Annotated in this window: 18 protein-coding genes; 6 read left to right on the top strand and 12 right to left on the bottom strand. The window is 36.7% G+C overall.

Features of this window, described 5'->3' with window-relative positions; all coding sequences use genetic code 11:
- Nucleotides 1-34 precede the first annotated feature (34 nt).
- The 5 genes from BW951_RS15050 to BW951_RS22800 all read right to left on the bottom strand — a co-directional run bounded on the left by BW951_RS15050 (nt 35) and on the right by BW951_RS22800 (nt 5,975).
- Nucleotides 35-592, bottom strand: a complete 558-nt coding sequence (locus BW951_RS15050; protein ID WP_076394342.1) for a T6SS immunity protein Tdi1 domain-containing protein — start codon at nt 590-592, stop codon at nt 35-37.
- 42 nt (nt 593-634) lie between these two features.
- Nucleotides 635-2,206, bottom strand: coding sequence for a polymorphic toxin type 15 domain-containing protein (locus BW951_RS22395; RefSeq protein WP_084196453.1), 1,572 nt, complete (start codon nt 2,204-2,206; stop codon nt 635-637).
- A 285-nt stretch (nt 2,207-2,491) separates the two neighbouring features.
- Nucleotides 2,492-3,313, bottom strand: a complete 822-nt coding sequence (locus BW951_RS15030; protein WP_076394340.1) for a hypothetical protein — start codon at nt 3,311-3,313, stop codon at nt 2,492-2,494.
- Between the two features lie 2 nt (nt 3,314-3,315).
- Complete coding sequence (locus tag BW951_RS15025; RefSeq protein ID WP_084196452.1) at nt 3,316-5,481, bottom strand: type VI secretion system Vgr family protein; 2,166 nt, start codon at nt 5,479-5,481, stop codon at nt 3,316-3,318.
- Between the two features lie 323 nt (nt 5,482-5,804).
- Nucleotides 5,805-5,975, bottom strand: coding sequence for a hypothetical protein (locus tag BW951_RS22800; RefSeq protein ID WP_175608828.1), 171 nt, complete (start codon nt 5,973-5,975; stop codon nt 5,805-5,807).
- Between the two features lie 161 nt (nt 5,976-6,136).
- Here BW951_RS22800 and BW951_RS15020 point away from each other — a divergent pair, with 161 nt between their 5' ends.
- Genes BW951_RS15020 through BW951_RS15010 form a run of 3 tightly spaced genes read left to right on the top strand, consistent with a single transcriptional unit; the run spans nt 6,137 to nt 10,203 of the window.
- The gene (locus BW951_RS15020; RefSeq protein ID WP_076394338.1) at nt 6,137-7,636 is read left to right on the top strand and encodes an alpha/beta hydrolase; all 1,500 of its coding nucleotides are present in this window, start codon (nt 6,137-6,139) and stop codon (nt 7,634-7,636) included.
- Between the two features lie 4 nt (nt 7,637-7,640).
- The gene (locus BW951_RS15015; RefSeq protein WP_076394336.1) at nt 7,641-8,657 is read left to right on the top strand and encodes a caspase family protein; all 1,017 of its coding nucleotides are present in this window, start codon (nt 7,641-7,643) and stop codon (nt 8,655-8,657) included.
- Nucleotides 8,647-10,203 (top strand): hypothetical protein, encoded by a 1,557-nt coding sequence (locus BW951_RS15010; protein WP_076394334.1) that lies wholly within the window; start codon nt 8,647-8,649, stop codon nt 10,201-10,203. Before BW951_RS15015 ends, BW951_RS15010 begins: the two co-directional genes overlap by 11 nt.
- Before the next feature lie 71 nt (nt 10,204-10,274).
- On the opposite strand, the gene BW951_RS15005 is transcribed toward BW951_RS15010, so the two are convergent.
- Entirely contained in the window at nt 10,275-12,014 is a 1,740-nt protein-coding gene (locus BW951_RS15005; protein ID WP_076394332.1) for a helix-turn-helix domain-containing protein, read from the bottom strand.
- 250 nt (nt 12,015-12,264) lie between these two features.
- Between BW951_RS15005 and BW951_RS15000 the strand changes: the two genes are divergently transcribed.
- The 3 genes from BW951_RS15000 (at nt 12,265) to BW951_RS14995 (ending at nt 13,405) form a co-directional block, all read left to right on the top strand.
- Complete coding sequence (locus BW951_RS15000) at nt 12,265-12,507, top strand: hypothetical protein (RefSeq protein ID WP_076394330.1); 243 nt, start codon at nt 12,265-12,267, stop codon at nt 12,505-12,507.
- 60 nt (nt 12,508-12,567) lie between these two features.
- Entirely contained in the window at nt 12,568-13,014 is a 447-nt protein-coding gene (locus BW951_RS23260; RefSeq protein WP_420866236.1) for a MauE/DoxX family redox-associated membrane protein, read from the top strand.
- Between the two features lie 103 nt (nt 13,015-13,117).
- Nucleotides 13,118-13,405, top strand: a complete 288-nt coding sequence (locus BW951_RS14995; RefSeq protein WP_076394328.1) for a hypothetical protein — start codon at nt 13,118-13,120, stop codon at nt 13,403-13,405.
- 382 nt (nt 13,406-13,787) lie between these two features.
- On the opposite strand, the gene BW951_RS14985 is transcribed toward BW951_RS14995, so the two are convergent.
- From BW951_RS14985 to BW951_RS14960, 6 genes are all read right to left on the bottom strand, one after another.
- Nucleotides 13,788-15,089 (bottom strand): TlpA family protein disulfide reductase, encoded by a 1,302-nt coding sequence (locus tag BW951_RS14985; RefSeq protein WP_076394324.1) that lies wholly within the window; start codon nt 15,087-15,089, stop codon nt 13,788-13,790.
- Nucleotides 15,090-15,095: 6 nt separating this feature from the next.
- Nucleotides 15,096-16,481 (bottom strand): RagB/SusD family nutrient uptake outer membrane protein, encoded by a 1,386-nt coding sequence (locus BW951_RS14980; RefSeq protein ID WP_076394316.1) that lies wholly within the window; start codon nt 16,479-16,481, stop codon nt 15,096-15,098.
- A 9-nt stretch (nt 16,482-16,490) separates the two neighbouring features.
- Entirely contained in the window at nt 16,491-19,832 is a 3,342-nt protein-coding gene (locus BW951_RS14975; RefSeq protein WP_076394307.1) for a SusC/RagA family TonB-linked outer membrane protein, read from the bottom strand.
- Between the two features lie 119 nt (nt 19,833-19,951).
- Nucleotides 19,952-21,121 carry a FecR family protein gene (locus tag BW951_RS14970; RefSeq protein WP_076394304.1) on the bottom strand — a complete coding sequence of 390 codons (1,170 nt, stop codon included), beginning with the start codon at nt 21,119-21,121 and terminating at the stop codon, nt 19,952-19,954.
- Between the two features lie 136 nt (nt 21,122-21,257).
- Entirely contained in the window at nt 21,258-22,202 is a 945-nt protein-coding gene (locus BW951_RS14965) for a hypothetical protein (protein WP_076394302.1), read from the bottom strand.
- A 121-nt stretch (nt 22,203-22,323) separates the two neighbouring features.
- A complete protein-coding gene (locus BW951_RS14960; RefSeq protein ID WP_076394301.1) occupies nt 22,324-22,908 on the bottom strand; it encodes a sigma-70 family RNA polymerase sigma factor in 585 nt (194 codons plus the stop codon).
- Nucleotides 22,909-23,109: the final 201 nt, after the last annotated feature.

Here is a 23,109-nt window from a genome sequence, read left to right as displayed (position 1 = left end):
AAAGTTTAATACATACACCGCCTGAATCATCTTTTTATTCGATCTTGCCTAATGCTTGTGCAACTATGGATATATGTTCTCTTAATTTAACTTTTTGTAAATTTTCTACTTTTTCCGGTCCCCCGAGCCCTAGAAGAGGCACGTAACCATAACATTCATCTGGTTCAACTTTTCCAAGTCTTTCTTTCGCTGGTTCGTAATTATCTAATAATAATTCTTCAGAGAAATATTCCCAATCAGTCATTATCGAATTGAACAAAACATTAACTTTTCTTCCAATCACCTTTGAAACGCCATGACGGATGTCAATATAAATCACACTTCCACCCTCATACGAATATAATCCCCCAAAAGCATCCCTAGCAAAACAAATTGATGGTTCGTGGACAGGAACATAAATTTCTTTTAAAATAGGATCAAATTGCACCGGATCAACTACCCAAAAAAAACTATCCATATAACTTCCTGCACCGTTCGAAATAAAACTGAAAAGCTCATCCGGTAAAAAGCTTTTTACTTGTTCAAGGTGATCATTTGGCAACTCAACTTTATGCTCAATATTTCCGTATTCTTCAATAAATTTTTCAAACATGATATCTTTTTTACTATAACAAATATAATCATTTAAAGCCTATTACGGGTATAGTTCGACGTTTAAATATGTACTTTTTCGCTCCGCCTCGCTCATTTTCTCAGCAGCATCTCTGACATTTTTATCAAGGTCATCTATCCTTGTTTTCCACTGACTACCCAAGCTTGAATTTACTCTTTTATCACCCATCCCAGTTACTTTATCTCCGAATCCGCCAGCAATTTGATCTGGATCGTGTAGAGCTGCTTTATCACTCATCCATTCTTCAGCTTCCAATTTTGCTTTTTTAGGAGACATCCCACTTTCAATATTGTTTTCAATTCTTTCCTGCAATGCTTCTTGTCTGAACCTTTTCTGAGCAGCACTACCTTCTGCTGATCTTCCATTTTTCAGATATTCATCTCTGTTCTTTAAAAAATCATCAACACTTAGTTTATTTAAGCCCTCTTGTTGACCTTTTAATTGTCGGATGAACTCGTCTAAATCATGTTCAATATTTTTTAAGAATGGATTAGTTAACTTAAATTTAGGTAGCAAGCTTCTAGTGACTACAGCAGCAATTTCATCACTTTCTTTTTTAGCCAACTGCTCCAAGGTTTCCTTTATTCCTTTTTTTGCACCAGCTTCCAATGCTTCTTTACCCGCTTTTTCAGCTCCAGCCTCGGCAACTTCCTTTACAGTCTTTTCAACGACGACTTCTGCACCTTCTTTTAAAGCTGTCTTACCTGCGGTAGCTGCCACTGAGCCACCCGCAGTATACACAGCTGCAACAGCATCTGGTATAAATTCTCCAACTGTAGTACCGATCTTCCGAGGATTTTTAGCGATCCATTCGCCCGTTTCCTGAGCCCCCTTGACAATATCATCTCCAAGCTTGTCCCAATTCTCTTCCTTGGAAGCCCAATCCCATGTAGAATTTGCTGCTTTTTCTAGATTCCCCGGTGTCGTACTCCATTTATATGCTTCATTAAGTCCTTTAGTGGTCGCCTCATACCCCTCTTTCACCATTCCTCCTAAAGCTTCGGCAGTACCTACCGGGTCTTGCCCAACCTGATAGATAACTTCCCCAAGCCCGACTACTCCATTCACCGCCCCTTCAACTAATCCCGTTCCAAGATCATCAAACCAATCCTTAGCCCCTGCAATAGGTTTCATCCAGTCAGGAATCATCTTATCCCTTTCAGCTCGATTTTCTTTTGTTTTTTGTTCAAGCCAGTCAAATCCTTCTTTGATGTAATCGCTGGGCATCTTTCCTTCTCCTATACCATAAGCAACGGCGGAAGCCCTATCAAAAAATATACTGATCTTACCTCCAAAAATACAATTGCAGGTAGAATCTTCTAGAAGCATCCTGTTTCCATTAATTTTTACACCATCCTTCGGATTATCCCATTGCAAGGTAGTAGGTAAACAGGTTACCCCCGTAGCCCATTTTGCAGGACAGGTACAGAGTCCCATTGGTTTAAGGTGAAAGAAAGGTAACTTATCTGCTTCGGTTGCCATTGGCACCGCATATATAGTCGTATTTTTGTTAAAGCTAACCCGTAATGTCGATGGGCTCGTTCCTTTATCGCAGGCGAGAAAAGCACCCTCGGGCACATACTTTTTTGCCATGATCCACTTATTTATAATTAACGTTCTTAACGCAGGTGCAGATTTCTACCAATTTGGTCTTTCTAAAAATCCGCTCCAATTCACTTAGGTTTTCTTTCGACTCCAAGACCGTGAAATCAGGAATCTTTAATATTTCCGATACCAGACAACCTGATAAACGTTTAATCTTTACGTCATCGGCATAGATATCTAGACAGTTTAGTTCTGCTAGTTTATCGGCATCCTTACTGCTCAGTAGTATAAAGTATCGGTCATTTTGAAAGACAAGATCCTCTATCTTAAAAATCATATTGCTTTTAAAATATTTCTTTCTTCACGATAAAGCGTACCAGGAATTTCCGCTATACTCATGCACATACTCTGTTCAGACCAAGGCCATTCATCCAAACGGTATCTTTCGATGTAACCTAACTGTAGCTGTGTAGGGACACGTGGCCTATTTTTCAGAATCCTGATCATGGCTGTAACTTTCTCCTGTTCAAACTTTTCATCGTCAATTGTCCCCTGAACTTCGATTTGGATTTTACCATCTTCTAATTCTGTAAGTGTCTCCACAGTATTAATAGGAACCATTTTTGCCGCCAAAAAATTGGGAAGTTCACGATATCCAGTTGTCTCTTCGTCTTTTTTTAACTGATTTGCATGAATACCAGGAAATAGAAGCAGATAAGGCTGTGCAAATCGCAAAGCATCCGATAAGTTGTCTGCGTTTTCCAAAAGTTCATTAATACCTGTGATAAAAATATCTTTGTGCGGATCTTTCTTATGTTCTTTTATAAGCTCCGGTTTAATTTTTTCCCACTTCATACGTATATCTTCCATATTTAAGATTGTACCTAATTGCCCTTTTTCATTTAGGGTAAAAATCAGTTCATTCCTTATCTCATGAATATCCCCCACCCAACTGTACAAGCCAGTAGCATTACTCTGTTTATATCGGATTATATTTATTTTAAAAGTGGGAACTCCTTCGCTGACGGACAATAACTTTACCTCGAGACCAATTTCCAAATGATTTTCATTGCGCAAACCCTGAAATTGATAACGCTCTTCCCTGAGGAAAGCATACTTTCTTGTTTTCCCAATATCCTGAATATCGAACTCCATAATTATCCTTTATTAATTTCTACATCTGCCCCCGTAATATTGGTCGGCCCACTAGAATTGATCTTGGAAGATTTGCTGTCAACAGCTAAGTCAGCATCGGTCTTGATATCCATGTTGCCATTACTATGAATAGTAAATGTTCCAGCAGTCGCATCGAAACTGATGTTTCCATTGGTAACTGTTCCGGTAATCCCCTTTTTGTCGATGACAATTTTATTTCCGCCAACCTGAAAGGTTATACTTGTCTTGCCGTCAAGCGTAATATTACCTGCTGCGTCCATATTGAAGAGAGATTGTGGCGGGGCATTTTTTTTACCGCCGACATTAATGGAACTATTGCTGCCAGCATTTACGCTGTGGGCTGTTTTGGCATTTGTTGTGGCATTTCCCGCTCCGTCGAAATGCATGTTTGCTCCACCCTGATCCTGTAGGTTCATGGAACCTGCACCATTATGAAATTTCAATTCTGCTCCGCTCCTACCACTGAAACTCATTACATTATTCCCTTCACCCCCACCAGCGCCAACTTTTCCATGAAACATGCCTCCCATAACAAAGGGCCGATCGGGATGCAGGTGCACAAAATTTACAATAACCTGATCCCCCACTTCTGGTACAGACATAAATCCACGATTTTTGCTGACCTTATCGCTACTACCCGCATCGGGAGACATTACACGGATAAATTCAGTAGAATCCTTTCCACGTTGCCAGTCCAGTTGCACCTGTACGCGCCCTTGATTGAGTGGATCTGTATTTGACATTACTTTCGCAAACTGCGGTTCCGCATTTGGAACTACAAACTCCGGCCTTGGGATGAATCCTGTATCGGATGCAATCGCTTGAAATGAACCATCATAATACCCTCGAGCGTCAACTTCGTGCGTCACTTCAATAAGCATCAGTTTTGTAAAGTATGAGGTTTCGCTACTATCGGCTTTTCTCATCTCGATATCCGCTATACAGCCAGGATGAAGAAACGGAACTGTCGTATTTCCTGAGGTGACAAAAACTTCTGACGCTTTACTCCCGGCAGTACCTTTCTGCGATGCATCAATATCCATAAAGGTTACTGCTTTTATAGGGGCAACACGTAAAGATGGTGTTTGAAAAGTCCGTTCAGAAATCTCATATGCTCTTTTGGCAATATCTGATTTATGGTCAATTTTACTTTTTCCACCAGCGAACTTTTCATCTTTACTACTGTTATAACCATAGAATGTTGGATTTACATGCTGCGCCTTCATTTTGATTTTCACATCAGTCAGATTGCTGCCATAAGTAAGTACAACGGGTTTCTCCTGCGGCGGTAACTGTCCAAAATGAAGGACTTCACCATCATAGAAAAATTGTTCACCATAAGCTTCTGCCATTCTAGCCAGATAGTTATAATGTGTCTCCTCATACTGACAACTATAAGGTACATTTCCATAGCGGGAATCAACCCTGAAATCAAATTTGTCTGCACCTAAGCCTTCTTTGATGACTTCACTTGCTATACTATTTAGGCTGATAGGTTTTGATCCGCCGAAACTCTGAATATGCGGTGCTGCATCCAATAATATTGTGGGGCTATAGCCTGTCATGACAAGATTGCCCAGACTTCCTTTTTCCTGACTAAAACCTACTTCTGTAATAACTCCTACAAAATTTCTCTCAGGGCTATTATCGACATCTTTATATTTAAAGACAATTGTTATTCTTTTTCCCAGAAAATTTTGCGCCTCTTCCAGATTGTGATTTTCCGCCGCTCCTAAGGTATCATGAGCAAGTGTAAGCTCAAATTCATGGTGCTTCACAGCGCTTTGGGTAAGTTTAAAGTGCTTGAAATATTTGATTTCTTTTCCATCGACAAAAATATCGAGCTTAACTACCCTATTGATCCCTGCAATTGCATTTTCAGGAATCCCTGCTGCATTAAATATTTTGGAAGTAGGCTGGTTTGACCAAACTTTTTCCTTGAGAGTGGTGGGGTCATTTGGTAATAACGGCTGATTCAGAAACTGCCGCCCCGTGTCGGTTATATTTTTTGCTTGTTTAAGATACCCTTTTTGTGGACCCGGAATATTAGTAACGTCATCTAAATTGACGTCACTTAACGAATCCAAAACGTTTTTCTTGGATGAATCTATTCCCTTACTGGAAAGATTATCTTCTTGTTGAAACATGATAACATAATTTTTTTCGGTTGTGTTATTTAAAAAGGTTTATCACCGAACGGTGAATTCAATTACCAGGACTACAAATTAATAAGCAGGTAGTACTTTCACAACGCTATCGTAGTAGAGATCTGATAATGGTACCAAAAGAAATTCCGTGGGTCGAAATTACTCTTTAAGTATTAAGATACGCGAACTATTGTTTGGTTGTATTCATTCTTTTTCATAAGCATTTTAATGATTTTGGTTTTGCAATATAATACCTTACAACTTCACGACAAAATGAATTCGACATTATTTTAAAAATTGTCGTAATTCTACTAATCAGAGTTTTACAGTGCTTTCTTATTACCCTTTTCTATTTTTTCAACTTTGTAAACATAAACTTTAAAAATATCGCCTTGTTCATTCGTGCCACTGAATTCCAGCAGTTCCACAGGACCTCGCACGTGTTCTTTTACAACTCGGTCTGTCCATTTTACATTAATTAATTCACCAATCATAAGTTAAATATACGAAATGAGCTTATAGCAAAAATTAGAAAATCCCGATTGATCCAGCAAACAAATATTTTTTTTAACTGAAATGCAAAACAATATTTATCCTGCATATTAGTATTCAAAAATTTATTATATTGTAGCTAGAAACTAACAAGCCATTTATAATGCAAAATAGCCTATTAAACAGGATCAATTACGTCCATGTTGGAAAACATGGTACATTCTATCCTAACAATAATCCCCTGTACAATTCAACTCCAGAGGAGGTTGATTCATTGTTCAAGTTCTTAAAGGAAAATAATAAATCTAAGTTACTGTTATACTTTCACGGTGGATTGGTTCCCGCGGACGAAGGATTGAAAACCGCTGAAAGAATTGTAAGATATAGCAGCTCCGGTTCTGATTCCCATGCATTCTGCTTTGTCTGGGAGACAGGCTGGATGAAGACAATTACAGATAATCTAACGACCATTTCTAATTCTGATTTTTTCAGGAAAATTTTAATAAAAGTTTTAAAGGTCACAGGTCCAAAATTAGGAATTGAACCTGATGATCTTTTCGACGGTGCAAAAGGTTTTGCTCAATTTTCAGAAGAAGAAATTGAAGCCGAACTCAGAAAAGAAGCACCTTTTGAAAGCTATCAGATTAATGCGGGCGCAAAATCAGCAACAATTTTAGATGCTGAATCTGCAATGGATGAAAGTGGGATCCTGATCTTAGAGAGTGAATTACAAGCAGAGCTCGAACTTGAAATAGAAAGCGACCCAGAACTACAGGAACTTATTTCTACTGAAAAAAGTCAGGCTGAAGAAGATATCTTAGATCCTAAGTACAAGCACAATTTAGAAGAAAATGCCAAAGGGTTAATCACCACAATGGAAGTGATCATAGGAGCAACCAAAGTTGCAATCCGTGTTATAAAGCGTTATATAAAAAAAAGAAATCATGATTTTTATCCAACAGTTGCCGAAGAGACCATGCGTGAATTGTATGTTTCGGAACTTGGGAATTGGCTTTGGGGAAATATGAAAAAGAAAGCCACAGATATGTGGAAGCACAGCGACTTTGAAGGAGATTACACTCAGTGGCCTGTAGGATTATATTTCATAAAAAAGCTTGCTGAGTATCAAGAAGAAACAGGCAAAAAATTAACAATCGATTTAGTGGGACATTCTGCTGGTTCTATCGTCATCTGTGAATTGATAAAAATGATATCGGCCAAAGGCTATGACATAAAATTTCGTAATGTTATTTTCATGGCTCCAGCATGTCGTACAGATCTTTTTAAAGATACCATCCTTAAAAACCCTTCGATCTTTAGTTCATTCAGATGTTTCACTATGTCCGACGAATATGAGAAAAAGGATAGACTGTTTTACTTTGTGTACCCAAGGTCCCTCCTATATCTAATTTCAGGGATACTGGAAGATGAGAGCGATGCATTGATTTTAGGGCTCCAAAGACATACGACAGGGAATCACCCATATAATGATGATAATGCCATCCAAATATCAGATTTTCTAAAAAAAGAAGGTCATACTGTTTATGCAGTGACGGATAAAAGCGCGTTAGACGGATTCCGATCTGGAGCACGAAAACATGGAGCCTTTGACGATGATGAAGAAACGACATTGGATAGTATTATCCATATAATAAAGCAATAACAAAATGCCTGCAAATATAGACGATTATGCAGTAATAGTTGGTGTTAACCACTATGCTGAATTAGCAACGTTAAAAGGGCCGGATAAGGACGCCAAAAGATTTCATAATTGGGTTGTTGACGAAAAGGGAGGGTATGTTCCACCTGATAACTGCTATCTTGTACTTTCAGAAAAAGATTCTCTATTACCAATACAGTATACCATTGATCAATGTTTCGGTAAAATCAACAGCAGAACCAAGAGGCGAAAAGGCAGAAGGTTATATTTCTACTTTTCCGGACATGGTCTTGGATTATCCTGGAATGACACAGCGCTTGTTCTGCCTCAATGGGATACCTTTTTTAGAAACCACGCCCTTTCATCAGGTGATTACCGTACCACCTTGATCGAATCAGGAATTTTCAGTGAAATATTCTTTTTCTTTGATTGTTGCAGAAATCGGAAAGTAGCCGTGAATGGTGCGCCACCATCGTTTGGCAATGTTATGCCTGCTGCAACGGCAGGAGCATGCAGATCATATGTCTATTCAGCTTCCGAATTTACTAATCAAGCTTATGAAGCGCTTATACAGTCAGAAAGTGGAAGTTTACAAGAAGATGGAATCAGGGGAATATTTACGGAATCGCTTTTACGTGGCTTAAGGGGAGCAGCTGAAAAAGATGGCAAAATAACTTCCCTTTCGTTAGCAAATCACCTCGAAAGAGATCTGCCAAAGATCGCTGCGCAAACTAAAAAAGTTCAGGTCCCAAATATCCAGGGTGATCATGCTGACACGACAATAATAGATGGACTGACTGTAAATATTACCAATGTGCAGATTACTTTTACTGTCAGTGGTAAAAAGGCCATACTGGAAGATTCAGACCTTAATGTTTTAAAAGAAGGTATCTCAGATGTAAATGAACCTTGGATAATACCTTTGTCTAAAGGACTTTATACTATTTACTATGAAAATGAACAATCTGATGCAAAACCAATAAGGATTGATGGGACAATAAAAACATTAAGTTATGGTATTTAGAACACAAGAAATGAATGAACAACAAGAGTTTAATTTTAACTTTTCTGTTGTAGGCCCGCTAAGCGAATTTGTTTTGCTTAAACTGTTCAGTGGTAAAGGAGAAATGTTAGTTAGCCGACATGAGGAGATAGCAAAAAATCTACCCCGCGGGCTTTATCAGCTACAGATCTTTTCCAATGAAAAATTTGAACAGAAATTCATCAGATTGGAAGAAGATCTTCAATTAACATGGGAAAATAAAGGCTCTTTTTCGTCTATTCCGGCAGATTTCTTGCGAAGTACCAAAAATTATTACCAAAATGCTGTTAATCAGTGGAGCCAAAGATCCACTATGGATAACATGGAAATTAGCGATAATGATGCATCGTTGTTTTTATTTTTTAGATACCCCGATGAAATTATAAAAGGAAAGCAGGAAAATGTAGCCCAGTCTATGGGATGGCGCTTTTCAATATTGAACAGTGATAGAAAGGTAATTTATCGCCTGTATAATGAAACAAACGTTAAAGAAGATACACGTGACGGTTGGTTGGCATTCCACGCAAAAATGGAACCCGGTATCTACTATCTTGTATATAAAGGCAATTCTAAATCAAGAGAAATTCCATTGTATGTATTTCCAGAATGGCAAACCCAATTCTACCTCACTTTCAAACGTACACCTATTTTTTCGACAGCAAGGGTTCAACTTGTTCGACAGAACAGCCATCATAGATTGCAAGAACAGGAAACAATTCAGTTAGACGCAATTTTAAGAAATCTGGAAAATGGGATCTATTATGTTCCGCAGTCTCTGATTAATAATACTGCACATTCAAAATGGCGAAATCCCATTTTAGCAATTGCGGTTTGCTATGCCTATTTACTTAGCAATGAAGAAACAAATGACCATCTTTTTCGTATAATGCTGCGGAATATTGAAGAAAGGATATTACCCTTGGAAAATGCTTCTGATCTACAAGCACTACGATTACTGGCCGCAAATCATTTCGGAGATCCTATACCTCACATGGAATTACAGGAACCTTGCATGTTTAATGTAGGAATGAGAGCATTTATTGAGCACTCCATTAAACACCCTGACAAGATTACTATAAATGAGATGTGTGAAGAAATTATTTCAAATCTACATAGTGACAGTGCCTGGACATCATATAGACCTCTTGAAAAGTCTTATAAAGATGTAGTATGGGACTATTCGGAACAGATTAGGATTTTAGAAACTTTTCAACTTGAAAATAACCCATATGAAAAAATAATAAAATCTTTGCCTAATTCTAAGAACCTTCGACTTGATGATTGGCTGAGCCTCAGTATTACTTCCCAATTAATGGCAAAGAAAGAAAGTCCGGTAACAGCAAAAAGCTTGGCATTTCAGTTTCAGGTAACACAGTCAATGGTTGAACATAGCATTGATAACATAAAAAATAAGTTGATTAATAACGAACAGCAAAATTTTCTACTGGACAGGAACGATCTAACAGACAATTTAAAGGACAACATTTACAAAATAATAATTGATGATTTAGATAATAATATATTGTAAATTATTCCTGCCTGATGTCAGGTAATCTCCTGAATTAGGACAGGCTGAATAAAAAACTCAAATTGGACTCACTAAATTACTGTCTCAATGGTGAGGTTCTGCTCCATATTAATATCGTGCAAGCGTCTCTTGATAAATTCGGCAGGACCTATTCCATTGATTTCTTTGAAAAGTTTCGAAAAATGATTTCTTGAGCCCATACCACATTCTTCCGCAAGCGTTTCGATCTTATATTTGCGGTATTCCGGGTCATTATAGAGTTTATCAGTTATATATTTGATCCTTAAATCTATGAGGTATTTTGTAAAATTCATGCCTTTGTATTCGTTCACGATCTGTGACAGATAGAAATGATTAGTATCAAATTTATCAGCCAATTTATGCTGTGTAATCCCATTCTCCCTAAATCCTCCCTTATCCTCAAAATCCTGTAATTTATGCAGTATTTCCTCTATAACTTTTTGGTCAATTTCAAGCTTATTGCCATCTTGCTTTTCTTCTATTTTAATAGCTATATTGGCGCTGTCTCTAGCTTTGATCTTTTGCTCCAGAATGTCATATTTCCTTCGGATTCTTTTTTCTCTTCTTTTATAAAACAACATGGTAGCAGCAAAAGTGACTGCGACTGTACCTAAACCCCATTGGGCCACTTTATCTTTTATGGATTTCTTTTCTAGTCGTTTTTTATCTTCTTTCAGTAAACGTGTATCATACTCCTTGCTTATCTTTCGGGACAGATAATTGAAATCTCTGAATAGGACACTATCTACTTTTAAAAGCTGATTGGTATAATATAATTGCTTCTCTACGCCATTATTTGCTTTGTAATGATCAATCAAAAGTTCATAGGTATCCCGAACTTCTGGTACAATGAAACCATGCTTCTGAAAAATGGAATCGACTTTTTCAAAGTTTTTTAAAGCATAAGGTTCATCACCCAATGCAAGATAGGATTTTCCCAAATATGAATAGTTTACAGCTAACCATGAAAAATCATTAATTTTTGAAAGTGCTACTGATGAAGCGATAAGTGAGGCGATAGCAGTTGAAAATTCTTTTTTCCGAAACTCTGAAATTCCTTTTTCTTTTATAAAATATCCAGATTCCTGCCTATGTTCACGGGTGGAACCGATTTCTGTAAGTCCAATGCTAACAATAGAATCGGCAAGTGAAAATTTCCCCATATTTCGATAACAAATAGCCATCTGATGAAGACTATTATAGTTACCTCGTCTAGAATCATATAGAATATTAGGATCTTGCTGTTTCTTTAGCTCTGACGCAAAATGGTTCCGTGTCTTTATAAAAATGGGCAATGCCTCATCGTAGTAGCCTATATAGCTTTTGACTACACCGATCAGATAATTTAGCCGGTTCTGATAATAGGGATCTATATCTTTTGGTGCATACTGAACTGCTATAAGAAACTCATTCAATGCCAATTGGTATTTTTTAAAATGGAAATAGTAGACAACACCCTTTTCAAGGTATGCAGAACTTACTAACGCCGGCTTACGAGATAATTTTGCGGCAATGATTGTACTGTCTGCAAATTTTAGCTTTTCATTACGATCGGCGGAAAATTCAACACCGTCTGCATATCCCTGATATAATTTATCATAATCCTTATCCTTTTTTGCTTCAGCAATGTACTGACGTATGAATGGAAGCGCCCTGAAATCATTCTCTGAGAACACTTCATAATTTCTCCTTATATAATAATACTTACTGTATTCCTCTTGCTGGGCACAGAGAAATTCACAGTGAAACAAACATAAAACAATTATGATATGAAAAGAGGAGAATTTCATAGGTCAAGTTTATATAAAATTAATAAAAATCGCCAAACCATGATTTATTAAAAACGAAAAACTGCAACATACCATAAAAATGTTTTAAAACATTGATTATCAACTTTATAACAATGCTCAATTTGAACAATTTGCGCATTCAAATTGTTCAACGGGCGCACTAAACAGTTTTTCCGTCTTCCAATGCCCTCTACCTTCGCTCTTGAATTCGAAATAACCGGCCGGGATAATTCTTAAAATTTTTAACAAAATGAAAACTATTATCTCAACAATATTAATCATCGCAGGAGCGGTCATTTTACACTCCTGTAGAGAATCCGAAATTGAGGAACCGCTAGAACTGGAAAAACTGAATATTGTCAACTCAAAAACAGAAATGTCAAAAAATAGCGATACAATTCAAGCAGGAATCGTTTCCAACGACTCCGACACTGATGAGACGATCAAAGACCCACCGATCAGACATGGTGGCCAATGGAAAACCTCGAAATAATACTCGATTTAAACTGTGCGCGAAATAGCCTTTCAACGTAAATCACAAAATAATCTTGCCATGCGAACGAAAAACTTGATAGCCGAAACAATTATATTCTTACTCCTACTCATGTGGGCATATACGTTTGTCAGTAAGGTTCGTAATTTTGACACTTTCAGAAGGCAGATCAATGGTGCATATATATTATCGTCTTTTGGATCATCCTTGCCTTACATTCTACAGCTACTACATTTATCACTTGTAGTATTGTTGATAAAGAAGTCTTGGCGGAAAATTGGACTTATTACTTCGCTATCTGTTCTGCTGTTATATACAGGATATTTAATCTACATCTTAAAGTTTGCACCAAGCATACCATCTTCATGTATCTCGCTTTATAGAGGGTTGAACTGGAATGATCAACTGTGGATTAATCTTGCGGTGCTGACGCTAAATATCATTGGTCTGATCATGTTTTCGTATAAAAGTCCGCCACACAGTAGTCATGTTCAGACCACGTACTAAATTTTAAAACTAATAACCAAAACAGGGAAAGCCGAAAACCTGAAACTCAGAGTAGGCAAAAAACTAAAGTTTAGCTTTTTGATTTATAAAAGCACCAAACATCATGAAATCAATTAGAATTACACTAGGAGTTGCAGCTATTGCACTAGGTACGTTTGCCGCTTTTTCTTTTGGCCCAAAAGATAAGGAAGTAACTAAAAATGAAACTAAAGCACCACTGTACTGGTTTGATGCTACAACAAACGCTTACATTGGTCATTCAGAGTCATCAGGATGTGATCTTTCAAATTCAAATCCTTGTGAGGTTGGTTATGCAGCTGTGGCCAACCCAAGCAATCCACAAAGACCAAGCGGTACACCGGATCGAATAGATACCGGAGAAAAACAGTAACTACTACAACGAAATCAAAAGGAAGGGTTTCCTTCCTTTTGATTTCTAACTTTATAGAATTTAACACACCATAGATATGATAACATTAAAGTCACTTACCTTATTTTTCGGACTGTTATGTTTTTTACATTTTGCTTTTTATACGCCAAGATATAATAAAAGTAATGCAATTAAAACCAATAAGGCAGCATTATATTGGTTCGATGCAACTACTCATGTGTTTTTAATATACGATGAGACCTCCCTATGTGATAACTCTAGTAATTATCCTTGCGCATTAGGATACTCAAAAGTATCTGACCCGTCAAATCCCCAAAAACCAAATACTATACCCGATGCAATAGAAACAGGAGGGATACCTTAAAGTTCCTATATTTTTACATTATTTTGATTCCTTATCCATATCCTTCAACACTATACAGTTAAAATTTCTAGTTTGTTCTTCAATGAATAACCCATATCTTTCAAGTGAAGAGTTGATTTCATGAAAATTTCTCCAATTTGTGCTTATACTTAAACTTACGAGTTGATCTGGTAAAATTCCAGTTTCATCTATTAACTCAAAATTTAAACTTGCTGAACCTCTCTGAGCTCTTAGAAAATATTCCCATTTAAAATTTTCTACTTTATGCATTCCTTTGCCGAAATCAGATTTAAATGCCCCACCTTTTGAAAATATTAAATTGTTATCTTTCTTTTGTTTTAAAACAAAACATTGTACTCGTCTCTTTTCCCAGCCGCTTTTAAGATTGAACATTATATCAAGCTCATTCTGCATGAATTTATATAGTCGATCATTATTGATTCCTATACCATTAATGACATCGTAAAAATAGTAACCTTGCTGTTCTTTCATACTCTTATTTGAATCGACTTGGTAAATCTTTGCATTTTTTGATTCATTTATAACTTTACTATCCGGAAAAACTTGGTCGTATAGTCCAAAAGCAAGCTTATACAGACCTGCTAGTGATGAACCATCACTGCTAATTCTTTTAATAGTACCATCGGCATACTTGCTTTGACCCGTACCGCCGCTTTTGGAATAAACTTTCTGTATTGGAGCGAGATAGGTATAAAAGGAAATTTCTTTATGATACGGATACCAGTTTACTAAAAGTGGGTCATCTATATCAAATTTCACATCTTTTTTTTCTTTAATATTCAGATTGTTACCTTTTAAATGGTTATTAATATTTGCTTCATTTGCATTACTTCCATTTGTGATGTATTTAACTTTTCCACTTTCGTCGATCCAAATATGAGTAGGTAGAGAAGCATAAAAAAATAATCCTGCTAGTTCCTTTGCATTTGTAACCGACGGTAATCTATTATTTTTTACATTATCAGAATGTATAGCTTGTTTGGTCACCTTCTCATCTGAATCTTTTGTAACCATAATGACCTGTATTTTACCATCAAACTTTCTTTGCAATTCCTCCATATGTGGTATCGCTGCTATACAGGAAGCGCAATTGACTCCCCATAGATCCAATATGACCAGCTTGCCTTTGAAGTCCGATATTTTTGCTGTTGGCTTTGAATAGTTTTTTATTTTGAATTCTATGTCAGGAACTTTGTCACCGATCTTAAGAAATGATACTGAGTCGGCAGTTGAAGCCATAGAGGTACTGCTTAATAATACTAGTATTATCAAGCTTATTGTTGCTAAATAGTTTTTCATGATTTATTAATTGTAACCTTCGTTTTGAGTTAAATTGGGGTTTTGTCTAATATCAGATAACGGAACTGGATATACAGCGTCAGTCTTTTGCCATTTATCTCCTTTTAAGTTCGTCAGGACAAGATCAACCTGACCTGTTCGTTTCAAATCAAGCCACCGATGTCCCCATTCGGCAAAAAATTCAATCCGGTTCTCATGATTTATGATTGTTATAAGATCTTCTTTTGAAATAGATTGGTTCTTATCCAGTTCAGAAAGCAAGGCCCTTTTCCGAATTACATTTAAATCAGAAATAGCATCTGAATTATTGCCTAAATTAGCACTGGCTTCGGCTCTTATAAGATACATTTCTGCTAATCTTAATACAATATTGAACTCCGGTTTAGCGGCTCCAACGACTACCGACCTAGTTTTATATTTGTAGGGATAAATATAGACCTTGCCTGCTACAGTATTTTGATTCAGCCATTTGCTTTTACGACCGTCTCCTGATTCAAGAGAATTTATTAAGGATTCAGTTAACGCAAAGTTCGGCCTTGCAGTTGCTGAAGATGGAATAAATCGATAAGCATCAGCAACACCAAAAATTTGGGTATTGGGTGGTACAAATTGTAAGATTGCTTCTTTACTTGATGAAAGAAATACATTTGACAAATCAGGTAATAAATAGTTTCCGCTTGATATGACCTTTGTCGCTTCAATCTTTGCAAGTTCATACTGTTTTGTATATAGATAAAATCTTGCTAGCAGTGCTGAAATACCCCATTTGTTTACTCTTAATGTTGTACTCTCATTTGTAGAACCTATATTATTTTGAGCAGCTCTAAGATCAGCGATTATTTGATTATATACTTCCTGTTCACTGCTACGGGCTAACGTACTTGTTACCCGATAATCTGAGGTTAATGACAATGGAACAGCACCATAAAAATTCACTAGATAAAAGTAGTTTAATGCACGTATAAAGAGTACCTCTGCTCTCGCTCTTTCTTTGTAAGAAGACGATAGTGGGGAACTCTCCAATTTTTCCAATATAATATTACAGGAATAAATAATATTATATGGATTTGTCCATGAAAGCGTTGTTGTTGAAGAAAGATCATTATTTAAGAAAGGATCAAAGCTTGCTGAAGCACTTGTATTATAAATTTCATCACTACTTAATCCAGGATAAAGTGTAACACTTCCATTTAAGAACCCCGATGTACCGCTAGTAATCTGCTGAACATATAAACCCAAGATAGCTGATTCTACTGTACTTGAATCAGAAAATACCTCATCAGTAGTTAACTGATCAATAGGATTATCGATTTCAATAAACTTTTCACAAGAAACAAAGGCTATAAAAGATACAACCGAAACGAACTTAAAAAAGTAAAATATTTTTTTCATGGCTGTAGATTAAAAAGTTAAATTCATTCCTATTGTAAACGTTCTTAGTGGTGGAGTTCTTAACCAATTCTGCGTTTCAGGGTCTCCCAATTCGTATCCTGTAAATGTCAACAAGTTTTCTCCCTGCATATAGATTCGGGCATTGGAAATTCCAATGTTCTGCAAAGATTTAGAAGTCAGATCATAATTAAGTACCACATTTTTCAGCCGTATATATGATGCATCTGAATAAGCTCCAGAAGAGTTCAAAAACAAATTCGAATAAGCGGTCTGAATGGATCCAAATGTAGTTTGGGAAGGTCGTTGAAGTTCTGCAATATCGCCTTCTTCTTCCCAATATTTTCCAAGGATTAGCGAAGGAACATTATTGAGTGTCCCAATATTACTATAGAGATAGCTCTTATAGTTTTTAGCGGTATGCTTCCTAAAAGAAAATAGCACATTGAGTGAAATTCTTTTGAAGGACAAAGTATTGGAAAATCCTCCGTAAAACTTAGGATCTAAACTTCCAAAAACCTCATAATCATTAATATCATATATCTTATCGCCATTTTTGTCCTCAACTTCGTATAATCCAGTTGTAGGATTAACGCCTAGATATTTATATCCATAACCTACATTCAAAGTTTGTCCTTCAACAAAAGTATAGTTATAAGAAGAGTTCGCCAGATTCGGAAAGGACAGCAATTTGTTTTTAGGAATAGTAAAGTTCAAGGCACTCTCCCACTTCCAATTATCATTTCGGACATTTATTGTATTAAGAGAGAATTCCCAGCCCTGATTTTCAATCAGCGCATCTAAATTTCTAATGATGGTACTAAATCCACTTATAGAAGGTAATTTATAGGATATGAGCTGGTTGCTGCTCCTGTTGTTATAATAATTCGTTGTCAGCATGATTCTTTCTTTCAAAAAAGAAAGATCAAGCCCAATTTCCCGCTTTATTGTTTTCTCCCACTTATAATCTGGATTGTACAGTTTATTTGGATATAAAGCACTATTTCTACTATATGTAATAGGGCTAGTAGCCCATGTATCCAGAAATTGGTAATTACTGATTTTATCATTACCTGTAGTGCCTATACTTGTCCTAAGCTTCCCAAAATCCAAAAATCCAAGGCTATTTTTGATTAGTTTTTCTTCTGAAAATATCCAGGTTAAACCCATAGCACCAAAATTCGAAAATCTATTCTCCGATGCAAAAATGCTGCTGCCATCCCGTCTTGCAGAAACAGTTGCCAGATATTTGCCCAATATATTATACTGTGCCCTACCAAAGAAAGCGTTATAACGATATGGAGAAGCTGATTTTTTCCCTGTGATACTTGTTGCTCCCTGTAAAGATTCCATTAAATTATCACTAGAATAACCAGTAGCATTAATGGTTTCAAAATTTTGATCTTTAGCTTGGAAAGTACCACCCAAAAGGACATTCAATTTACCCGGACCAACTGTTCTCGTAAATTCAGCCTGAGGCTCAACGATCCATCCTGATAATTTATTTGTAGCGAAATCCGTATAACGATAAGGAGTATAATTAGGATTTTGCGCAGATAAAGGATAAAGGGATGATTCATCAAATAAAACAGAATTATAGCCCATATTACTTCTCAAAGTCAAGTCACTTGTCACCTTATAGCTGATCTGCCCACTGGTATTAAGCGATTTTGTCTTAGAAGTATACCTTCTATTCAGATAAGATAGAGGATTCCAGAAACCTGAGGAAATTCCACCTTCATCCCAAGCCAAAGATCCATCATTATTATATAATTGAATGTTTGGCGGTAAAGACAAATTGGATGCCTGATCAACACTTATAATATTATTGTGATCAGCACTATAGTTTACCGAAACTAAGAGATTGAATTTCCGATCCTTAGAGCTATGATTTACATTCAGCATAGAAGATCCTCTCAGATAAGATAAATCTTTCGAAAAAACACTTTTTTCCTTCGCATAATTACCTGAAAACAAAAATTGCGTGTTTTCATTTCCTCCATTAATACTTAGCTGAATGTTACTTCTTGAAGCATTATTAGACAGAAAAAGCTTAGAAAAATCAGTATAGCGTGTGGTATCCCAAACTATAAGATCAAAAGCATTGTTTTCATCAGGAGTTACATTATCCAGCTCGAAAGCCTTCTTCCTCAATGTCAAATACTGCTGTGTATTAAGCATTTCTATTGGGTTGGGGACTTTACTAATACCAGCGTATGCATTTAAATTAAGGATAGTTTTTCCCTGTTTTCCCCTTTTGGTTGTTATCAAAATTACCCCATTAGCACCCCTGCTCCCATAAATGCTGGTGGCGTCTGCATCCTTTAAAATTTCAATGCTTTCAATGTCCTGCGGATTCAGTGCATTTAAAGGGCTTACACCTCCTGGCTGGGTTGCTGTTAAACTTGGATTACCAATTGCGGAAGGTATTGTACTTAAACTGGTATTATTTGCGGATTGTGGTATACCATCAATGATAAATAAAGGCTGGTCATCCGAAATAGACCGATCCAGCGCCGTTCTTCCCCGTAATTCAACCTTGAATACTCCACCAGCTACGCCTGTGCTTTGTGTTACTGTCAGACCGGGAGCTAATCCGTCAAGAGTAGATAAGACATTATTTACAGGTCGGCTTTCGATTTGGTTTGCTGAAATTTTACTGATAGAACCTGTTGTGTATCTTTTAGTTGTTTTGCCATACGCAATGACGATAGCTTCATCCAACGATGATAATGATTTTTGAAGCATTACATTAAGATTGACATTTGCATCAATTTCAATTGGAAGAAAACCTATGTAGGATAAAACCAGTTTTTCGTCTAAATATTCAGATGGTAATTCAAAATTTCCGTTAATATCAGAGTTCGTCACAAAGTTGCTGCCCTTAACATGAATAGTTGCCCCTGCTAATGGATTGCCCTTTTCATCGACAATCCTTCCTTTTATGGTTTCCTTTTTTTTTGAATTGGAAGTATTCGATGCTTTCCGCTCCTGCAAAATGATAATCCCATCTGCAATTTCAAATGCGATCGGTTGGTTGGCGAAAAGTGTTCGTAATGTCTCTTCTAACGAAGCATTCTTCAGGTTTACAGTAATAGGGCCGACTGTTTTTAGTAGATCCTCATTGTAAACAAAATCATACTTTGTCGCTTTCCGAATTTCGGAAATTGCTTTTGACAAGGGCGCTTTCTGCAAGGAAAGGCTAATCTGTTGAGCCTGTAAAGCTGTACCGCTGGCAAGCAGTATAAAGAGCGTTGCACTATTTATACCATTGCGCAGAAGTTTTCTCCTGTGGGAAAACAGATCCACCCACGGCGGAATGTTTTTCTTGTTGGAAAAATCACGTTTTTTCATAGATTTGTGTAGGGTTAAAATGTAATTTTCGTTGCTGGAAATTTATAATGTAGACCCGATCGCCGGAGTGCGCTAACACTCCGGCATATTTTCAGGCCAACATATGAAACTATAAATCGTTATTTTTTAATCTGAATCCTCCTTCCTTTCGATAGATTAATTTGTAAATCTGTAATTTTTTCAAGTGCATATAAAACACTAGAGAGTTTCTTTTCTCTTGAAATTGTTCCGTTAACCTTTATATTTGGAATATTGTTGTAATCAACGTCAACACCATACCATCGTTCAACTTGTCTCAGGACTTCCTGCAAAGTCGCCCCTTTAAACTGGAACTCATTTGAAGTCCATGCTATAAAAGGTTCGGTATCTACGGAATTTACCGCAAAACCATCATTGACCAGCTTAGCTTGCTGGCCGGGAACAAGTATAACAGTTGCCTTATCACGGCTACTTAACAATTCAACTCGTCCGCTGATTAACGTAGTTCTGACAGAAGGTTCATTGGAATAACTGTTGATGTTAAACTTAGTTCCAAGTACCTTCACCTGCTGTCCATTAGAAGCAACAATAAAAGGCTTTGTCTGGTCGTGCGCCACATCGAAAAAGCCTTCCCCCTGCAATTCAACATATCTGTCTTTATCAGTGAACTTTGTAGGATACCGTAAAGAAGACTCCGCATTTAGCCAGACTTTAGTACCATCGGGAAGTGTTATCTTATACTGTCCCTTACGTGGCGTTGTTAGTGTTGCAAACTGTACCTTATTTGGTGATATGCTCGTGCCATCCATATATGAAGTGCCCTGCTCATCTACTTTTATAGCTTTCTTATCCCCTGCGAGCGAAAGAACTCTACCATCTTCAAAAGTTAGCGTTGCTTTATCACTTCCCGGAAGAATATCTCCCGATAAGGTAGTTGTTGCTACTTCTGTCGATAAAATCTTGTCTGACTGATAAAATTTATAAAGCCATATGGAAATTGAAATCGTGAAAAGGACTGCTGCTGCTGTCATAAGCCTGAACCAGATGCTCATTGGTTCAGGTTTATTAAGAATTTTATTGAATTTTGCGAGCTCTTCATCGGTCGAGGAACCAGATTCTTTCAGTTCGATTAGATCAGCAGCCAATCGGTGTTGATCCAACAGCTGTTGGAAAATAACTCTATTGGATTCACGTTCTTCGATCCAGTCCTCCAGGAACTCCCTGTCCCAATACGGGAGCTTTTGTCCAGTAATATACTTATGGAGTAGTTCCGTGATCTCGAATCCATCGAACAATTCTTCCTCTTTCATGTTTCGTATTTATTATAGAAACGGGAAACATAGAGGGCTTGTCCAAAAGAAAATGAAAATATTTTAAATAAAATAACACTGGAATTTTTCAGCTACTTTTGCTGGTAATAAAAATGCTTACAATATCATCGGATAGTTATCCTAGATAGTCCATATATTCATCAAATGTAAAAATGGATAAATTCGCATTGTTCTCCCTACCTACTTTCAGCATGGCCTTATCAGAGGTTACAAAATACAATTTATCATTTTCGATCTTATGCTCTCCGACATTTAACATCAATTGGGTGTCCCACCAAAAATTAGCTCTATTATTTTCAAACATATTGATCTGGCTGTTTATTATATTTTCATAAACTGACTTGTACAATGCAATATACTCTGGAAAATTATTCACAAATTTAGTGCACAAAAATGTCCACTGAACCTCATCTGGCCTAACTTGTGTAGGATGTTCTAAAGCATAATAATTAAATACTGGCTCTATATACTCTCTTGCTAAAAATTGAGAGAACTCAGCGGATCGGATCTCATTTAAAAGTTTCCTCCGCTTCTCTTTATTATTAGGAAAAACAGCCCAATCTTCCATCTCAGGATCATATTCCTTTAGCTTTGTCAAAAATGATGTCGCGTATAAGTGCTCTGCATTTTTTACGAAACTCTTGGTTTTATTAAGGTTATCTTCCAAACGCTCAAAGATTTCATTGGTGGGAGACGTAGCCAAATCACGTACAATTTCAATAAATGCATTGCCTGTTTGCACTTTCTTTTCACTTGATAATCCAAACATATATTTGGCCACAAGCATTTCTGGTCTAGCTAACATTCTAGAAAACCCATTATCAAAACAATGAAGATACATTGCTTTAATCGCGTTTAAAGACTTTTGAAATAAACTGCTCCCACTTCGGCCCGCGACATGTGCCAAGAGTTCCTGTATGACAATTGGACTAATGGATGCTTCCAGGTTATTTTTCTTTTCCTTTGCTCGGATCTCAAGCATGTAATCATCTAAATCATCAAAACTTAAATCTTTAATTAAGTACCTATATGCATTGGTATCAAATACTACTCTTTCCATTTATTATTGTTTGAAATCATACTTCTCCACGAGAAGAAATTAGGAATTAAAACGTTAAAAATACAGATATTTAACCAAAGACATAAACTTATTTAGGTAGGAATAAAGGATGGTATAAAAGTTAAATGCATAAAAGCAAAAGTGCAATCCCCTTATTGGAAAGGGTCTTTTTCAATATGGAAATAGCCCGTGCCTTTTGGCTGTTTACCGTACTGATACTAATATGAAATTCTTCAGCGATCTCTTTTGGTGTCATTCCATCCATTAAACTTTGCATAATATTCCGACATTGTTCGGGAAGAAGCTCAATAGATTGACTCAATTCAAGAAGTACCTCTGTATGGATCATTTTGCTCAATATGTTCTCCTCATCGAGTTCCTCTAGCCCCTGCGAATATTTGTTCATCCGATTTAACCGTACCTTCTCTTTCTCAATAACATCAAAGCACTTGTTTTTTGTGGAGATATACAAAAATGCTCTAACACTGTCATAACTTTTAAAGGTTTCCCGTAATTCAAATGTTTTGAGCATAACGTCAAGAACAATCTCCTGTGCATTAGCCCGATCAAAATTGACAAGTAGTCTATGGGCAAAAAAGATCAATGCGGGATGGTAGATCCGGAAAAGTGTATCCATTGCTCTCCTATCACCGCTTTGGAACTTTATTAGCAGTGCCTTTTCTTCGATCTCTGTTCTGGATGTCATAATAAGGCTATTGTTAGAAGAGTAAAGTTAGAAAATATTTATTTCAAAAAAGAAATCTTAAGGTCTGCAAAAAGTAGATTTGTTTATTAAGCGGCATTAATGGTAGTAATAAATCCTGAATAACAGCAATGTTCAGCTCAGTATATATCAAAACAACTTGTTTTCCAGCACTAAAAAAAGCCGAATTATTTGCTTAAATCT

The sequence above is a fragment of the Chryseobacterium gambrini genome (genome assembly GCF_900156825.1).
GTDB lineage: Bacteria > Bacteroidota > Bacteroidia > Flavobacteriales > Weeksellaceae > Chryseobacterium > Chryseobacterium gambrini.
This window is presented reverse-complemented; position numbering and strand designations above follow the sequence as displayed.

What these genes read in the sequence shown, in the direction of transcription:
- BW951_RS15050 (WP_076394342.1), bottom strand. Translation starts at nt 592, where the DNA reads ATGTTTGAAAAATTTATTGAAGAATACGGAAATATTGAGCATAAAGTT.
- BW951_RS22395 (WP_084196453.1), bottom strand. Translation starts at nt 2,206, where the DNA reads ATGGCAAAAAAGTATGTGCCCGAGGGTGCTTTTCTCGCCTGCGATAAA.
- BW951_RS15030 (WP_076394340.1), bottom strand. Translation starts at nt 3,313, where the DNA reads ATGGAGTTCGATATTCAGGATATTGGGAAAACAAGAAAGTATGCTTTC.
- BW951_RS15025 (WP_084196452.1), bottom strand. Translation starts at nt 5,481, where the DNA reads ATGTTTCAACAAGAAGATAATCTTTCCAGTAAGGGAATAGATTCATCC.
- BW951_RS22800 (WP_175608828.1), bottom strand. Translation starts at nt 5,975, where the DNA reads ATGATTGGTGAATTAATTAATGTAAAATGGACAGACCGAGTTGTAAAA.
- BW951_RS15020 (WP_076394338.1), top strand. Translation starts at nt 6,137, where the DNA reads ATGCAAAATAGCCTATTAAACAGGATCAATTACGTCCATGTTGGAAAA.
- BW951_RS15015 (WP_076394336.1), top strand. Translation starts at nt 7,641, where the DNA reads ATGCCTGCAAATATAGACGATTATGCAGTAATAGTTGGTGTTAACCAC.
- BW951_RS15010 (WP_076394334.1), top strand. Translation starts at nt 8,647, where the DNA reads ATGGTATTTAGAACACAAGAAATGAATGAACAACAAGAGTTTAATTTT.
- BW951_RS15005 (WP_076394332.1), bottom strand. Translation starts at nt 12,014, where the DNA reads ATGAAATTCTCCTCTTTTCATATCATAATTGTTTTATGTTTGTTTCAC.
- BW951_RS15000 (WP_076394330.1), top strand. Translation starts at nt 12,265, where the DNA reads ATGAAAACTATTATCTCAACAATATTAATCATCGCAGGAGCGGTCATT.
- BW951_RS23260 (WP_420866236.1), top strand. Translation starts at nt 12,568, where the DNA reads ATGCGAACGAAAAACTTGATAGCCGAAACAATTATATTCTTACTCCTA.
- BW951_RS14995 (WP_076394328.1), top strand. Translation starts at nt 13,118, where the DNA reads ATGAAATCAATTAGAATTACACTAGGAGTTGCAGCTATTGCACTAGGT.
- BW951_RS14985 (WP_076394324.1), bottom strand. Translation starts at nt 15,089, where the DNA reads ATGAAAAACTATTTAGCAACAATAAGCTTGATAATACTAGTATTATTA.
- BW951_RS14980 (WP_076394316.1), bottom strand. Translation starts at nt 16,481, where the DNA reads ATGAAAAAAATATTTTACTTTTTTAAGTTCGTTTCGGTTGTATCTTTT.
- BW951_RS14975 (WP_076394307.1), bottom strand. Translation starts at nt 19,832, where the DNA reads ATGAAAAAACGTGATTTTTCCAACAAGAAAAACATTCCGCCGTGGGTG.
- BW951_RS14970 (WP_076394304.1), bottom strand. Translation starts at nt 21,121, where the DNA reads ATGAAAGAGGAAGAATTGTTCGATGGATTCGAGATCACGGAACTACTC.
- BW951_RS14965 (WP_076394302.1), bottom strand. Translation starts at nt 22,202, where the DNA reads ATGGAAAGAGTAGTATTTGATACCAATGCATATAGGTACTTAATTAAA.
- BW951_RS14960 (WP_076394301.1), bottom strand. Translation starts at nt 22,908, where the DNA reads ATGACATCCAGAACAGAGATCGAAGAAAAGGCACTGCTAATAAAGTTC.